Annotated in this window: 15 protein-coding genes; all 15 read right to left on the bottom strand. The window is 42.9% G+C overall.

Annotated features, from left to right (window positions below; genetic code table 11):
* Positions 1-157: 157 nt before the first annotated feature.
* On the bottom strand, positions 158-1,507 hold the full coding sequence (tilS, locus tag QZ019_RS02845; RefSeq protein WP_294567291.1) for a tRNA lysidine(34) synthetase TilS: 1,350 nt from the start codon (positions 1,505-1,507) through the stop codon (positions 158-160).
* A complete protein-coding gene (accA, locus tag QZ019_RS02840) occupies positions 1,501-2,457 on the bottom strand; it encodes an acetyl-CoA carboxylase carboxyl transferase subunit alpha (protein WP_295482124.1) in 957 nt (318 codons plus the stop codon). Before accA ends, tilS begins: the two co-directional genes overlap by 7 nt.
* Positions 2,458-2,707: 250 nt before the next feature.
* A complete protein-coding gene (locus QZ019_RS02835; RefSeq protein ID WP_295482122.1) occupies positions 2,708-3,445 on the bottom strand; it encodes an SDR family oxidoreductase in 738 nt (245 codons plus the stop codon).
* A gap of 45 nt (positions 3,446-3,490) precedes the next feature.
* Complete coding sequence (gene rnhB / locus QZ019_RS02830) at positions 3,491-4,132, bottom strand: ribonuclease HII (protein ID WP_294567282.1); 642 nt, start codon at positions 4,130-4,132, stop codon at positions 3,491-3,493.
* Positions 4,132-5,436, bottom strand: coding sequence for a lipid-A-disaccharide synthase (gene lpxB / locus QZ019_RS02825; RefSeq protein ID WP_295482120.1), 1,305 nt, complete (start codon positions 5,434-5,436; stop codon positions 4,132-4,134). The genes rnhB and lpxB overlap by 1 nt, the downstream gene beginning before the upstream one ends.
* On the bottom strand, positions 5,436-6,224 hold the full coding sequence (gene lpxA / locus QZ019_RS02820) for an acyl-ACP--UDP-N-acetylglucosamine O-acyltransferase (protein ID WP_294567276.1): 789 nt from the start codon (positions 6,222-6,224) through the stop codon (positions 5,436-5,438). Before lpxA ends, lpxB begins: the two co-directional genes overlap by 1 nt.
* 33 nt (positions 6,225-6,257) lie before the next feature.
* Entirely contained in the window at positions 6,258-6,692 is a 435-nt protein-coding gene (gene fabZ / locus QZ019_RS02815) for a 3-hydroxyacyl-ACP dehydratase FabZ (RefSeq protein WP_267902410.1), read from the bottom strand.
* A gap of 46 nt (positions 6,693-6,738) precedes the next feature.
* Positions 6,739-7,782 (bottom strand): UDP-3-O-(3-hydroxymyristoyl)glucosamine N-acyltransferase, encoded by a 1,044-nt coding sequence (lpxD, locus tag QZ019_RS02810; protein ID WP_295482118.1) that lies wholly within the window; start codon positions 7,780-7,782, stop codon positions 6,739-6,741.
* Between the two features lie 3 nt (positions 7,783-7,785).
* On the bottom strand, positions 7,786-8,304 hold the full coding sequence (locus tag QZ019_RS02805; protein WP_295482116.1) for an OmpH family outer membrane protein: 519 nt from the start codon (positions 8,302-8,304) through the stop codon (positions 7,786-7,788).
* 23 nt (positions 8,305-8,327) lie between these two features.
* Positions 8,328-10,739, bottom strand: coding sequence for an outer membrane protein assembly factor BamA (gene bamA / locus QZ019_RS02800; protein WP_295482114.1), 2,412 nt, complete (start codon positions 10,737-10,739; stop codon positions 8,328-8,330).
* A gap of 25 nt (positions 10,740-10,764) precedes the next feature.
* Positions 10,765-12,123, bottom strand: a complete 1,359-nt coding sequence (gene rseP / locus QZ019_RS02795) for an RIP metalloprotease RseP (protein WP_295482112.1) — start codon at positions 12,121-12,123, stop codon at positions 10,765-10,767.
* Complete coding sequence (gene ispC, locus QZ019_RS02790; protein ID WP_295482110.1) at positions 12,123-13,316, bottom strand: 1-deoxy-D-xylulose-5-phosphate reductoisomerase; 1,194 nt, start codon at positions 13,314-13,316, stop codon at positions 12,123-12,125. The genes rseP and ispC overlap by 1 nt, the downstream gene beginning before the upstream one ends.
* On the bottom strand, positions 13,313-14,173 hold the full coding sequence (locus QZ019_RS02785) for a phosphatidate cytidylyltransferase (RefSeq protein WP_295482108.1): 861 nt from the start codon (positions 14,171-14,173) through the stop codon (positions 13,313-13,315). The genes ispC and QZ019_RS02785 overlap by 4 nt, the downstream gene beginning before the upstream one ends.
* Positions 14,174-14,917, bottom strand: a complete 744-nt coding sequence (uppS, locus tag QZ019_RS02780; protein WP_295482106.1) for a polyprenyl diphosphate synthase — start codon at positions 14,915-14,917, stop codon at positions 14,174-14,176. It lies immediately after the preceding gene.
* Between the two features lie 8 nt (positions 14,918-14,925).
* On the bottom strand, positions 14,926-15,483 hold the full coding sequence (frr, locus tag QZ019_RS02775) for a ribosome recycling factor (RefSeq protein ID WP_294567253.1): 558 nt from the start codon (positions 15,481-15,483) through the stop codon (positions 14,926-14,928).
* Between the last annotated feature and the right edge of the window lies 1 nt (position 15,484).

The following is a 15,484-nucleotide window of genomic DNA, read 5'->3' as shown; positions in this document are numbered from 1 at the left end:
CCCGACAGGTTTTTAAAAAATTTTGATTTTTTTTTGGAACTTTTTTTACAAAAGTCGCTCTAAATTTCAGATTCAATTGAATCGCAGGTTTATTTACGACTTCTGATTGAAAATCCCGCTTTGGCCGATACTTTAAGTATCGGCTTATTTTTTTCTACTAAATAAATTTGCCTGTTTTTAAATTTTTAATCTGAAGATAGTAAGCGTCACCAGCTTTAAGCTCTTCTTGTTTTCCTAATGCACAAACCGATCCTAATGCAAGAATTTTTTCTTGATCCTTGACCAAAGGGTAAGCCGCCCTTTCCCAATAAGGGATAAGATTTTCACCAAAAATCTTTTTAATTTCACGGCTGTGAACTCTATTTACCGGTTTTATTTTAAAGCTGCCAGAATATGTAAAATCGAGAGTGACATTATCAGATCCCAAAATAAAACTCTTATTTTTAATACTGCCCTTTTGCAAAGAATAAGCAAAATCATTAAGACAAAGAGTTTCGTTTTTATGAAGAATTAATAAAGTATTTTTTTCAGGCGGTGTAGATTTCTTTACAATTCTTAAAGTATTTAAATAGCGCCTTATCTCCTTATCGGCAACCTTAACCACCCCTTCCTGATCGTTTGATGCTTTAATAAGTTCATAACAAGCTGCAACAGTATTAAAATCAGGGGCTGACAATGAAAAATTAAACAAAAAACGCCTTAAAACAAAAAAAGTTAAAGCCTGATCTTCAATATCTATCTTATCAATATAAAAAATATCATCATCTACTGCTTTAGCATAAAAGGTTTCAGCATAACGCGAAGCCAGATCATGCTCAAAAGCACACAATTTAGAACTCTTTAAAATTGCTTTATCAATACCGATAAAACGCTCACGCAACAGAGGCAAAACTTTTAAGCGAATAAAATTACGTTCAAATTTTAAATAAGTATTAGATATATCAAAAACCCAATCAAAGCCGAGAGCCGTTAAAATCTTTTCAATATCTTTTTTACTTAAATCAAGCAGCGGTCTTACGACAGTCCCTCGATTATCGCAAGTAACGGCACTCATACCTCCAAGTCCGCGAGGACCTGAACCGCGTTTTAAAGCAAGCAGAAGATTTTCAACCTGATCATCAGCCTGATGTCCAAGCATCAAATAACCGTTAGAACTTAAATTCTCAAGAAGTGCCCTATAACGTTCTTTACGAGATGCATCTTCAGGAGAAACCCCATTGCCGTATACGATATTAAGTTTGGGAGTTACTAATTTAACCTTCAAACGCAAACACAGATCCTGACAATGCTTAAGCCAAATTGGATCATCTGCATCAAGTCCATGGATGCAATGACAGGCTAACACGGTAAAACGCGGATCTATTTCCTGCATTTTACAGGCAACAAGAAGCGCAAGAGTAGAATCCGCCCCTCCCGATAATCCAACGGTTATAGGGGCAGGTTTTAATTTCTGTATAAGGGAAAAGGCAAGGCGATCAAGCTCTTGCCTCGCTTTTGAGATTAACAATATCCGTAACGCATTAAGCGTTCAAAACGCTGTTCAACAAGGGTATCGCTGGGAGTATCGGCAAGTTCGCGCAAATCAAGAAGCAAACGTGCTTTAAGATTTTCCGCCATGGCGTCGTAATCGCGATGAGCTCCGCCTAAAGGCTCTTTTACCACGTTATCAATCAGCTTTAATGACTTTAAGCGATCAGCTGTAATATTCATGGCTTCAGCTGCAAGAGAAGCTTTATCCGCACTCTTCCACAAAATTGAAGCACAGCCTTCAGGAGAAATTACCGAGTATGTTGAATACTGCAGCATATTGACTCTGTCACCGACACCGATTGCCAAGGCACCGCCTGAACCGCCTTCACCGATAACGGTTGAAATGATAGGAACTTTGAGCTCGGACATGCACTTTAAACTTTCGGCAATAGCCCCTGCCTGAGAACGTTCTTCCGCTCCGACCCCCGGATATGCACCCGGAGTATCGACAAAAGTAGTAATCGGCAGATTAAAGCGCTCGGCAAGACGCATTAAACGCATAGCCTTACGGTAACCCTCAGGACGAGGCATACCGAAATTACGTAAAGTACGCTCGCGGGTATCACGGCCTTTCTGATGACCGATAACCATAACAGAAATACCGTCAAGACGAGCAAGACCGCCGACAATTGCTTTATCATCCGCAAAGGCTCTGTCGCCGGCTAATTCCTGGAAATCAGTAAAAATGCGCTGGACATAATCTAAAGTATAAGGGCGCATCGGGTGACGGGATAACTGAGATATCTGCCATGCAGACAAGGAGGAGTAAAGTTTCTTGGTTAATTCAACATTTTTCTTTTCAAGTTGTGCCAACTCTTTTGACATGTCAACGTCGGCGCCTACCGTATTGCTTAAACGCTTTAACTCTTCAATATGAGCAAGCAAATCAGCAATAGGCTGTTCAAAATCCAAATAATTGATATTCATAAACCTTCTCTCTAATCTTGCAGGCAAGATATGCTGCTAAATCATAAATGATTTAACTTTAAGCTTTACGCAAAAAACTTTTACAAGTTTTAGCGTTATACGAGCTTAATATCCTATCTGTGATATTTAACAAATAGAACATATAACATTACTGCCCATAAGTACTTAGTTTAACATTTTACGAACTACATGGCTATGTATGCTCACATGAAAACTAAGCGCCATCAAATTTTGCCGCAGAGACGATTCTTTAATTACGAATAGGCAAGCGTCGCCATAACCATAAAGGAATCAGTCTCCAGAAAAACACTAAAATACGATACCGCCAATCAATAATCGTTACTCTTTCTTTTTTCTTTAACGCAGTTACGATCCTCTTTGCAACCTTGTTAACATCCATGAGCATCGGATATTTTCCACCTCCGTCAAGTAAAGGAGTATTAACAAACCCGGGACGGATATCGGTAAAATCGATATTAAGCTTTCTTATATGACATAACTGATCAAGACAATCTATATAAGTATTTTGAAAGCCTTTTGACGCAGAATACGCCGCGGCTGCGCCTAATCCTTTGGTTCCTGCAATTGAGCTTATTACACCTATATGCCCATATCCTATAGCCGCAAAATAATTAAAAGCACAATCCACCATTCTGACAAAACCGTCAACATTGGTTGCGACAGTATTAAGTTCAATCTCGCTTTTTAAAGAAAAATTCTGCTTGCCGATCCCTGAGCAATGAAGATACACATCGATTCCGCCCAAATCGTCTATAAGCTTTTGAAGTTCACCAGCGCAATTTTGGTTTAAAACATCTATTTCCCTATATTTAATCTGATTGGGGGCTATTGCGTGAAGTTCTTTTAATTTATCCCTTCGCCTACCGGCAATACCTAAAGTCCACCCTTCCTTTATCAACTCTAAAGCTACTGCATACCCGATTCCCGATGTCGCTCCGACAATAACCGCTTTTTTTGTTTTACCCATAAGCGCCGCCTAAATTCCCGCTAAAAGACGCCAAATGTAATATCTTTACATTGTTTTAATGATACTCTTACCTTGGGCAAGTAGCTTTCGTATAGGCCCATAAGTCATACGATAGCACGAGAGCAAAGGCAATTTCTGCAAAACCTCAAAATGAGCCGCTGTAGGATAACCTTTGTGGTTGGCAAAACCGTATTCAGGATATTGTTTATCTAAAGCATATAACTGAGCATCACGTTCAGTTTTTGCCAAAATAGAAGCGGCAGAAATTTCAGGAACACGCGCATCGCCTTTAACCACCGCCTGCATTGCAAGAGGGAAATCCGGAATAAGCTTGTTGCCGTCGATTAACATCAACTCACATGTTTTATGCATATTGACATAAGCGCGGCGCATCGCCTCAAGTGAAGCATACAGAATATTCATTCTGTCAATTTCTTCAGGAGTACATTGCCCTATTCCGTAAGCCAAAGCATTTTCTTTAATCTGCAAAGCCAAAGCATCACGCTTTTTTTCTGATAACTTTTTTGAATCGGCAAGACCTAAAATCGGACGAGACGGATCTAAAATCACGCAAGCTGCGACAACATTACCTACAAGAGGACCGCGACCTGCTTCATCTACCCCGCACACCAGATGAACTTTCGGATCTATGGGGTAGATAAACGGCTCTAAAACTTTTTTTACCATTAAAGTCGCGGCTCTTGTCTTTTTGCACGATCAGCGCCTGCAATATTCGAAGGAACGGTAAAAGAAGGCTCGACCATACCGTTAAAGGCTTTATTGTCTTTAGTTTCAACAGCATTGCGACCGCTCTTTTTGATTAAAGACAACACGGCTTTTGCGGCAATCTCATCGGAATTTTTAATCATAGCTTTATGCATGCTCAAAAATTCATTCTTCATTAATAGATTATCTGAAGTCAAAAGTTTAAGCATTTCTTGAGCTAAAGCCTCAGGAGTGCACTGTTCCTGAATGAACTCGGCAACAATACGTCTTTTTGCCAATAAGTTAGGCAAAGAGAACATATTGATCTTTAAAAGACGTCTTCCGATGATCGCAGTTAAAGGATTGACTTTATATGCTACGGCCATCGGACGCTTTAACAACATTGCCTCAAAAGCAACGGTACCTGAAGTAAGCAGTACCGCATCTGAAGCGGCGATTGCAGCATGTGTACAACCGACATAAATGGTTAAAGATAAATCAGGAGCATGGCTTAACCACAAATCTTTTAATACTTCAGCTCTGGCTTTATCAGGACATGCTGAAATAAACACCACATCCGGCATCTTCTTTTTAATTAAACGTGCTGTCTGTGCATACACGGGAACCATATGCACCAACTCGTTCTTACGGGAACCTGCCAGAATTGCCATTACTTTGCCTTGTACCGGATCTACTGAAGTTGTCTCCAGTTCAATTTGAGTTTTGGCTGTTTCTTGAGAAACCTGAAGCGGAATTTTATTTGCAAGGGTATGACCGACGTAAGTACACGGCATATTTTCCCTGTCATAAAACTCTTTTTCAAAGGGCAACAGCGCCAAGACTTCATCACATGATTCCTTGATCTTTTTCATGCGTCCTTCACGCCAAGCCCACACTGACGGACTTACGTAATGCACGGTCGGGATCCCCGCTTTTTTCATATGTCTTTCAAGACCTAAATTAAAATCGGGAGAATCAATGCCGATAACAACGCTCGGACGGGCTTTAAGCAGCTGCTTAATAAGAGCGGCACGCAAGCGCATTATGGGAACAAGATGAGCTGCCACCTCAAATATTCCCATTACCGATAAAACTTCCATTTTTCCTAAAGAAGTAAGTCCGGCTTTTTGCATCTGCTCACCGCCGATACCGATGAAGGAAGCTTTAGGATCCAAGCGTAAAATGGCGCGCATTAAACCTGCGCCTAAAGTATCGCCGGACGATTCTCCGGCGATTAAAGCATAAAGATGCGGAGTGTTTGTAGACACTGATACTTGATTAGGCATTAACGAACAATGCCTCTTCCGTTTTCTTTTAAGAAATCAACCAAAGGCTGTACGGCGCTTTCGGTCTTAGCCAAGTCCTCAAGCAAAGGAATAGCCTCTTCAACTGTCTTATGCTTATGATAAATAATCATATAAGCTTTACGGATAGCATTAATAGCCTGTTCCGAGAATCCGCGGCGCGCAAGTCCGACCTTATTAATGCCGTGAGCCTTAGCATAGTGACCTGCTGCCATAACATACGGAGGAACGTCCATATTTAAAGCAGCCATTCCGCCGATAAAGGCATGGCTTCCGACACGACCGAACTGATGGATAGCACTAAGTCCGCCGAAAATAACCCAATCGCCGATAGTAACATGTCCTGCTAAAGTAGCATTATTGGAGAAAATACAATTATCACCGACAATGCAGTCATGTGCTACGTGAACGTTTACCATAAAAAGGTTATGCGAACCTACGGTAGTCACGGATCTGCCCTGAACGGTACCGCGATGCATAGTGCAGTGTTCACGCATAACATTGTCATCTCCGACGACAAGACGAGTCGGCTCGTTATTGTATTTAAGATCCTGACAAGCTTCGCCTATAGAGCAGAATTGATAGAAGTGATTACGCTTACCGATAGTAGTGGGACCGCGGAACACACAAAACGGCTCTATAACGCAGCCTTCACCGATAGTAACATCATCTTCGATGATCACGTTTTCTTTAATAATGACATTCGCGCCGATATTAGCTTTATCGCTTATCTTGGCGGAAGGATCTATTTTTGCAGTACTGTCAATCACAGCTTCACCTTACTCTTTTTCCCTATTTTGATATTAGCCGCGACGTTTTGCGCACATCAAATCTGCCGAGCAGACGATTTCACCGTCAACAGTTGCAACGCCTTTAAAACTTGCGATGCCGCGTTTTTCTTTTAAAAATTCAACGTCAAGAACCAATTGATCTCCGGGAACTACGGGGCGCTTGAAACGGGCATTGTCAATTGCGGCAAAATAATAAAGCTCATCAGGTTCAGGCTTGCCTACCATGGTAAAAGCCAAAACACCGGTTGCTTGAGCCATTGCTTCTAAAATCAAAACCCCTGGAAGAACCGGTTTGCCGGGGAAATGCCCCTGGAAGAAAGGCTCATTAAAAGAAATATTTTTAATGGCACGTAAAGTCTTATGCTCATCGGTAATTGAGTAATCAATAACTCTATCAACCATCAAAAACGGATAACGATGAGGCAACAAATTCATGATTTGTTCAATTTTTAAAGTTTTTTCCGGATTTACTGTCACTTGCGCCACCTTAATCTTATTTCTTTAATTCTGCCAAAGCCGATTTAAGAGTCTCAATCTGCTTTTCCATGTCATTTACTTTGTGATACATATCGTTAATATGCAGTACGCGGGCTGCGGTAATACGCCATTCTTTATTAGACTGAGCCGGAATTCCCGAAGAGTAAACACCCGGCTTATCTATAGAGCGCATAACCATGCACATTCCGCTGATCACGGCCTGATCACAAATTTCAATATGTCCGTTAAACACGGAGGTTCCACCGATAATGCAGAACTTGCCGATTTTAACGCTACCGGCAAAAGTAGTGCCGCCGGCTACAGCGGTACCGTATCCGATATGTACATTATGAGCGACTTGACATAGATTATCAATAATTACATTATCTTCGATAACGGTATCATCTATTGCACCACGGTCGATACAAGTACATGCGCCAATCTCAACCATATTGCCGATAACCACGCGGCCGGTCTGTGGAATTTTTACCCACTTTCCTGATTCATTGGCGTAACCGAAACCGTCTCCGCCGATAACGGCGTTTGATTGAAACAGACAATGCTCTCCGATGACAACGTCATGATAAATGCTTACATTAGGATAAAGTTTGGTACCTTTACCGATTTTGGCGTTAGGACCTATAAAGCATCCCGCGCCGATTTGCACGTCATCGCCGATTTGTGCTCCTGCACTGATGCAAGCATTTGGGCCTATGGCGACATTACTGCCTAAAACCGCACTCTTATCAATTACGGCAGAAGCATCAATTCCAACTGCGATTGCCGGGGTCGTATCCAAAAGCTGAGCAACTTTGGCAAAACCAAGATACGGATCTTTAACAATTAGTGCCGCACTTTTTACATGCGGAACATCGCCTTCCCGAATAATAACCGCACTTGCTTGGCTTTCTTCAAGCACGCTTCTGTATTTAGGATCGGAAAGAAAGCTTATTTCTCCGTCCTTGGCGGTCTTTAAATTGGCAACGCGATGGATCTCGACGTCGCCGTTTCCGTGCAGCTTGGCACCGATTTTACTTGCAATATCCTGAAGCTTCATCATGAATTACTTCTTGCCGGATTTGCCGGCACGATTAATAACATCCTGAGAAATATCCAAAGCGTTTACGGTATAAGCTACCGACTCACCGCGCAGCACAAGCTGAATTCCGCGTTCTTTGGCAATTGCGTCAATGGCTTTCTGTACTTCCTGAGCAAGCTTTAAATTCTCGTCAGCAACACGCTTTCTCTGATCTTCCTGCAAAGCCTGAGCTTTTAAATTAAAATCAGACTGCATCTGAGCAAAACGGCGCTGCAAATCAACTCTTTCTTTTTCGCTTAACTTTGAGTCTTTAAGTTTCTGGGCAAGCTTATTGCCTTCAGCCTCAAGATTCTGCAGCTCGCGCTCACGGGGAGCAAATTCTTTGGCAAGCTTCTCACGGGTAGTTTTAGCCTGCGGAATTTCGTGCATGATAAGCGGCACGTTAATAACTGCGATAGTCGGGGTCTGGGCTTTTTCAGCTGCCATTGCAGGAGTTGCCGCAATGGAGGCAACAGCAAGAGCCAAAGCGATTTTCTTAAACATAACTATATTTCTCCTCAAAATCTTTAGAAACGTCCGCCGATATTAAAGTTAAAGGTTTCCGACTCGTCACCTGAATAATCTTTAACAGGCTTGGCAAGCGAGAATACCAAAGGGCCGATGGGCGACATCCAGTTAAGCGAAATACCTACCGAAGCACGCATTTTATCGGCATCACCGTTAATATCACGATAATCGCTCCCTAGTTCTTCATAATCATCGTCACGGGTATCCCACAAAGCACCTATATCAACGAATAACGAGGTACGTACCTGACGTTTGTAAGCTTCGGAAATAAACGGCGTCGGAATTGAAATTTCCGCGGTAGCGGCATATAAAGCGTTACCGCCTACGGAAGTATCGGATCTTCCGGACCCAGGATAATACGCTTTAGGTCCGATAGAGTTATAGTCAAAGCCGCGCAGCCAGTCACTGCCGCCTAAATAGAAATTATTAAAGAACGGCAAACGCTGATCATGTCCGTGAATTGTGCCGTAGCCGTCACCGTAGGCAACACGCCCACGCACGGTAAAGACAAAATTACGCTCACTGTCAAGCGGGAAATAGTGGGCAGTCTCCGCAGAAAGCTTATAGTACTGCAAGTCAGAGCCAGGAACCGTGGCAAAAGCCGAAAACGACTGGCGGCTGCCTTTAGTCGGGAATACGGAACGATCCAGATTGTTACGCGAGAAGCCGAAACTTGCGGTAAAGTTATTAAAGGTGCCGCTTTCTTCATAACCATCATCACTATAGTCACGCCAGAACAAAATCGACTGAATAAAATGATCTCCGGTATTGTCGATCTTATTCTGCTCAAAACCTACGGAATACGATACCGACATTGTCTCGCTAAGCGGATATCCTGACGTTATCTCAATACCCAAAGTATCGTTATCATATGAAACCACATCAGCGTCATCGCCTTCAAACTTATCATAGTAGACACGTCCGCCGAGACTGATGCGATCAACCGTGAAATAAGGATCGGTATAGCCTAACTCAATATGCTGGCGATAGTCATTATCATAAGCCATAATGGAGGCGCGAGAACCCCAGCCGAATACGTTGTTTTGTGAAATACCCGCCTGCAGGAGCATACCTGAGTTGGTACCGTAACCGATACCGCCTGAAATAGAGCCGGTAGGCTGCTCTTTAACTTTTACGTCAAGATTTACGGTATCAGGGGTATTTCCGGCACGTTTGGTATCAAGTTCAACGGTCTCAAAGAAACCGGTACGATTCAAACGGTTCTCTGACAAATCGACGGCTTCATTTGACAACCAGGTACCATCCATCTGACGCATTTCACGGCGGATAACGGTATCATCGGTTGAAGTATTGCCGGTAATATTGATCTGGCTTACATATACGCGGGAACCAGGTTCAACGTTAAAATCAAGGTTAACGACTTTGTTTTCATCATCAAAAGTCGGGAAAGCTCTGACTCTTGAGTAAGCATAGCCGTATTTACCGAGATAATCGCTTAAAGCCTTTTCCACGGAAGCAACTTTGGCGGCAGAATAAACTTCACCTTCTTCAAAATTCAAAAGCTCCTGCATCTGCTCACCGTATTTTAAGGTATCACCGCGCAGTGAAGTCTTGCCTACCGTATACTGATCACCTTCCGTTACCGCAATGGTAAGATACAATCCCTTACGATCAGGCGTCATTTCAACAGAGGTATCGTCAATCTTAAAACGTACGTAACCTCTATCCATATAATAAGAACGCAAAGACTCCAAATCGGCAGAAAACTTCTGGCTTTCATAACGGCGATTGGCAAGGAAGTTCCACCACGGCACATCGTCACGAAGCTGCATCTGCGCTAAAAGGACGTCCTCATCAAAACTCTTATTGCCGACAATATTAATCTGCTCAATTTCCGCCGAAACGCCTTCGGTGAACTCAAGCTTAATATCCACACGGTTACGCGGCAAATAAGTCAAAACCGGCTTTACCTTTGCTTGATACATACCAGCAGAGTGGTAAAAATCTTCAAGCGACTTCTGAATCTGCGACAAAGTCTGAACGTTTAAGGCTTCACCAGCCTTAAGTCCCTGCTGCTCAATAACGGGACGCAAAGCAGATTCATTAAGCTGTGAATTTCCGGCAAATTCAATATTACCGATAGTCGGGCGTTCTTTAACGTTAACGATAACGGTATTGCCCTCGCGCGTCAGGCTTATATCATCAAAATTACCGGTTTCGTATAAGCGGCGCATGGTAAGAGCCGAGTTTTCGGCATTCATTACATCGCCTTGTCTTACAGGCATTGCCAACAATACGGCACCTACCGTAACGCGGTTTAAGCCTCTTACCTGAATATTGTCAATCACAAAGCTTGAATTATCTGCAGCAAATGACGGCGGAACAAACATTAAACTTCCGACAATTGCCGTCAATGCCAAAGCAAGCGGTTTTTTTGCTTTAAATTTCATCTTCAAATTCCACTTTGCCTAATTTTTATAGAGCTTTTAAATCATTAAAAATCGCCAAAAACGAAATAAAAAGCAGCAAACTAAGTCCGAATAACGACAATATATACTGCACTTTTTCGTTCGGCGCTTTACGGAAAACAGCCTCATAGGCAATGAATAAAAGCTGTCCTCCGTCCAAAACCGGTATCGGGATCAAATTAAGAATACCTAAGTTTACACTAATAGCAGCCAAAAAACTTATAAAGAAAGTAAGACCGATAGTTGCACTTTCTCCTGCGCCTTTAGCTATAGCAATAGGTCCGGCTATATTTTGCGCCGAAATTTGTCCCGTAATTAATTTTACTGCTGATTTTACAATAATTAAGGACATTTCATAGGTATCTGATGCCGCTTTAATTACTGAATCGAATAAACCGTACTGCACCTTTTCGGTAAGCTCGGGTATTTGTTCAGCTTTAGCCACTACTCCGATTAAAGGGCGATAAGACTTCGACACTTCATCATAAACAAGATCTGCTGTAAGCGTAGTAGTGTACAGAACACCATCCCGTTTTATGACTAAAGTAAGAGGCTGACCGTTTGAGGCGGCAATCATTTCCTGAGTACGATACCAAGAAGTAGACTCCACTCCGTTTACGGAAATAATTTCATCCCCTGCTTTAAGACCGGCGCGAAAAGCCGGACTGTCCTGATTTACCGAGCTTATAACGTTTAAAATTTTACCGACACAGACTTTAAGTCCCAATATGCCTAACGGATCTTTATCCGGCTCCAACTTAAACGAGCTTAAATCCATGTTAAGCGAAATATTGTCACCCCGGCCCAAATCACGCTTAACTTCAATTAATACGTTTTTTTCCCCGGAGTGTGAAACTAAAGTCAAAAGTGCGTTTTTCCAATCGGCAGTCTCAATTCCGCCGATACTTTCAATTAAATCATATTCTTTAAAACCGGCTGCAGAGGCTACCGAATTAGGAACCACATCTCCTATAACAGGTTTTATTAAAGTAACGCCGCTTAAATTAACGAAACAATATAAAAAGAAAGCGAGCAGGATATTACACAAAGGTCCTGCCGCAATAATAAAAGCTCTTGCTTTCAAAGATTTGGCGTAAAAAGATCCGGAAACGTCGGTAAGCGCAGCTGCTTCCTGTTTGTTTTCTCCGTACATTTTTACATAACCGCCCAAAGGAATTGCAGATACGGCATACTCACAGCCGTCTTTGCCCTTACGCGACCATAACACTTTGCCAAAACCTATGGAAAAGCGCAGAATTTTAACTTTGCAAAACCTAGCAGCAAAAAAGTGACCTGCTTCATGAATAGTCACTAAAATACCGATAGCGATTCCGAAAAACAGCAGGTTCCACAAAAAAGAGCCCATTACAGCCTCGCTACCGCAGCTTTAATATAATCCCTGACTTTAGCGTCAAGCTCAAAAATCTCCTCAAGTGAATAAGGAGATTCTCCGCCGAAAGCATCGAGACTTTGAGCACATAAAGACGCTATATCCAAATAACGGCAGGCGCCATTTAAAAACGCCTCTACTGCTACCTCATTGGCTGCGTTAAGTGCTGTAGTTGCTCCCTGTCCTAATTTACTTGCCTGCATGGCAAGAGCAAGACATGGGTAACGCTTAAAATCAGGCTCCTCAAAAGTCAGTGCTTTAAGAGAACAAAAATCAAGACCGTTAACTCCTGACACCACTCTTTGCGGATAAGCAAGAGCTCTTGCTATCGGAGTCTTCATATCCGGATTGCCAAGCTGGGCAAGCACGGCTCCGTCAATATACGAAACCATTGAATGCACTACCGACTGAGGATGAATAACCACCTTGACATCATCGTCACAGGCATTGAATAAATATCTTGCTTCGATAAATTCAAGACCTTTATTCATCATCGTTGACGAGTCAACCGAAATCTTAGGACCCATTGACCAGACCGGATGATTTATCGCCATTGAAGGAGTGACGTCTTGTAATTTTTCAATTTCAAGAGTGCGAAAAGGTCCGCCCGATCCTGTAAGTAAAATCTTATCCACGCCGCAATCTTTTAAATCACAGCTGCCAAGACTCTCTTGGGCTTTTTGCGGCAAACACTGAAAAATCGCGCTGTGTTCACTGTCAATTGGCAAAACTTTAGCACCGTATTTTTTAACTTCATTAAAAAATAATTTGCCCGACATCACTAGCGCTTCTTTATTGGCAAGACCAATCACGGCACCGCGCTTTACCGCGGCAAGCACGGGCGGAAGCCCCATGGCTCCGACGATAGCCGCTACGACATAGCTTCCTTCTTTGTCGGCAGCGATTTCCAAAACGCCGTCAGATCCTTCCAAAATATCGCAAGATAAGTTATTAAGCGCACAAGCGTCCTTTAAACGACGGGCTGCATCTTTATCATAGACGGCAGCTCGTTTGGGCGCAAAACGCTTGATAATATCAAGCATCTTCTCGTCATTACCCCCGCACACTGCCGCATAAAGCTCATATTTGTCAGGATTTGCCGCTATTACATCTAATGTACTGCTGCCTATCGATCCGGTAGCGCCTAATAAAGTGATCTTGGTTCTCATGCCAAATTGCCGCTAATTAACCAATTTACGGATAAAAATAAAGGAATCGCCGCAAGCTGCGAGTCTATACGATCGAGCATTCCGCCGTGACCCGGGAAAATCTTTCCGGAATCTTTAACTCCGCCCAGGCGTTTAATCATACTCTCAAGCAAATCGCCGATTACGGAAAAAACTATAGCGATAATTCCTGAAGCAATTAACGCAGGTCCGCTATTGCCGTAAGTTGAGAAAAGACCGAGATGCATAAAAAGGATCAGCGCGGCAAAAGCCAAAATAAGTCCGCCGTATAACCCTTCCCTGGTCTTTTTAGGGCTGACTTCAGGAATAAGTTTGGTTTTTCCGAAAAACACCCCGGCAAAATACGCTCCGGAATCTGCCGCCCACACTAAAGCCATTACGGCAAGCACCAGATAAGCTCCGGTATTTGCGTCAAGAGCAATATCAGTTGAACGCAAAACCAAAAGTCCTTCTAAAAAAGGCACCAGCATCAGCAAACCTAAAATCGCGCATATAACTTTATTCTCATACCAAGAGCTTTTATGCGGATAGGCTTTTATAAGCGGAACAACACCAATCCACAAAGGCATGCTTAATGCGATTATATATTTGACGGCAGGAGGGATATGTCCCGATACGAACTCGCCAGGAGGTGCTATTACAAAGCATCCGACCGCAGCAGCTACAGCCAAAAATAAAAATAAATAGCGCTGTTTAAATTTAAAAATAGGACCTAACTCATAAGCGCCGACCATATAAATAAAGAGTGCGCCCATGGTAAAAATCGGGAAATCGGCAAAAAAAAGCCACGCAATTACAGCAGCGATTAAAACGATGCCGGTAATAATACGGGTAACCATTTATTTTCCTCTAATTTGAGCCGAAGTCATTCCGAAACGGCGCTCTCGACCTGAGAAAAACAAAAAGGCTCTTTTTAGCTCTTCTTCACCAAAATCAGGCCACAGTACGTCCGTTACGTATAATTCACTGTACGCGCATTGCCATAATAAAAAGTTGCTGATGCGCATTTCACCGCCGGTACGGATTAATAAATCAATATCCTGCGGTAAACTTAACTGCTTATTAAAATACTCTTCATTAAGATCATTTTGTGTGACCTGTCCGCAAGAGATTTGATTTTGTATCTTGCGGCAAGCCTCCACGATATCCCAGCGTCCACCGTAATTTGCTGCGATATTAAGTTCAAGACCTGAATTCTCGGCTGTTGTTTCTTCAAGCGCTTTTATGGCTTTTTGTAATCCCGGATTAAAGCGCGACACATCGCCTATAACTTTGGCTTTTATATTGTTTCTATGTAAAACCGGAGTTTCTTTTTTCAAAGAAAGCGAAAAAAGCTCCATCAATGCTGCAACTTCAGCCTGCGGACGCTTCCAGTTTTCACTGGAAAAAGCAAAAAGAGTAAGGGAATGCACACCGAGTATGGCGGCGGCTTCAATGGTACGTCTGACGGCAGCGGCTCCTTCACGGTGACCTTTAACGCGCGATAATCCGCGTTTTTCGGCCCAACGACCGTTACCATCCATAATAATGGCAACATGACGGGGGATCTTGATCTCTCCCGTCATTTCTTTGTCAGTAAGCATCAGGACAATTAGATTTCCATCAGCTCTTTTTCTTTTGCAGCCAAAAGCTCATCACACTTCTTAACGGAAGCGTCGGTAAGTTTCTGGATTTGCTCTTCACCATCGTGCTGCTCATCTTCAGAAATGTCTTTGGCTTTTTCTAAAGCTTTAAGAGCATTGTTAGCATCACGACGAATGTTACGAATCTCTACGCGAGTCTGCTCGATTTCACCGCGAACGACTTTAACCAAATCCTTACGGCGCTCCTCGGTTAAAGGAGGGAGCGGGACGCGAATATCAATTCCGGCAACGACAGGATTCAAGCCTAAATCTGACTTCTGAATGGCCTTTTCTACATCCTTGATGGCGTTGCGGTCAAAAACGGTCAATTTTAAGGTACGAGCGTCTTCAACATTAACCTGTGCAACCTGACGCAGCGGAGTCGGACTGCCGTAATATTCAACCATGATACCGTCTAAAATTCCGGGCTGAGCACGGCCGGTACGGATCTTGGCAAGACGGCTGCTTAAAGACTCAATAGCCTTTTGCATGCGAGCGCTTGCATCTTGTTTTACATCGTTAAGCATC

Source organism: uncultured Succinatimonas sp. (genome assembly GCF_905203285.1).
In the GTDB taxonomy this organism is placed as follows: domain Bacteria; phylum Pseudomonadota; class Gammaproteobacteria; order Enterobacterales; family Succinivibrionaceae; genus Succinatimonas.
The sequence above is the reverse complement of the archived record's forward strand: the minus strand, read 5'-3'. Positions and strand labels throughout refer to the sequence as shown.

Coding starts and splice junctions, on each gene's coding strand:
- accA (WP_295482124.1), bottom strand. CDS start 2,457: ATGAATATCAATTATTTGGATTTTGAACAGCCTATTGCTGATTTGCTT.
- QZ019_RS02835 (WP_295482122.1), bottom strand. CDS start 3,445: ATGGGTAAAACAAAAAAAGCGGTTATTGTCGGAGCGACATCGGGAATC.
- rnhB (WP_294567282.1), bottom strand. CDS start 4,132: ATGGTAAAAAAAGTTTTAGAGCCGTTTATCTACCCCATAGATCCGAAA.
- lpxB (WP_295482120.1), bottom strand. CDS start 5,436: ATGCCTAATCAAGTATCAGTGTCTACAAACACTCCGCATCTTTATGCT.
- lpxD (WP_295482118.1), bottom strand. CDS start 7,782: ATGATGAAGCTTCAGGATATTGCAAGTAAAATCGGTGCCAAGCTGCAC.
- QZ019_RS02805 (WP_295482116.1), bottom strand. CDS start 8,304: ATGTTTAAGAAAATCGCTTTGGCTCTTGCTGTTGCCTCCATTGCGGCA.
- bamA (WP_295482114.1), bottom strand. CDS start 10,739: ATGAAATTTAAAGCAAAAAAACCGCTTGCTTTGGCATTGACGGCAATT.
- rseP (WP_295482112.1), bottom strand. CDS start 12,123: ATGGGCTCTTTTTTGTGGAACCTGCTGTTTTTCGGAATCGCTATCGGT.
- ispC (WP_295482110.1), bottom strand. CDS start 13,316: ATGAGAACCAAGATCACTTTATTAGGCGCTACCGGATCGATAGGCAGC.
- QZ019_RS02785 (WP_295482108.1), bottom strand. CDS start 14,173: ATGGTTACCCGTATTATTACCGGCATCGTTTTAATCGCTGCTGTAATT.
- uppS (WP_295482106.1), bottom strand. CDS start 14,917: ATGCTTACTGACAAAGAAATGACGGGAGAGATCAAGATCCCCCGTCAT.
- frr (WP_294567253.1), bottom strand. CDS start 15,483: ATGCTTAACGATGTAAAACAAGATGCAAGCGCTCGCATGCAAAAGGCT.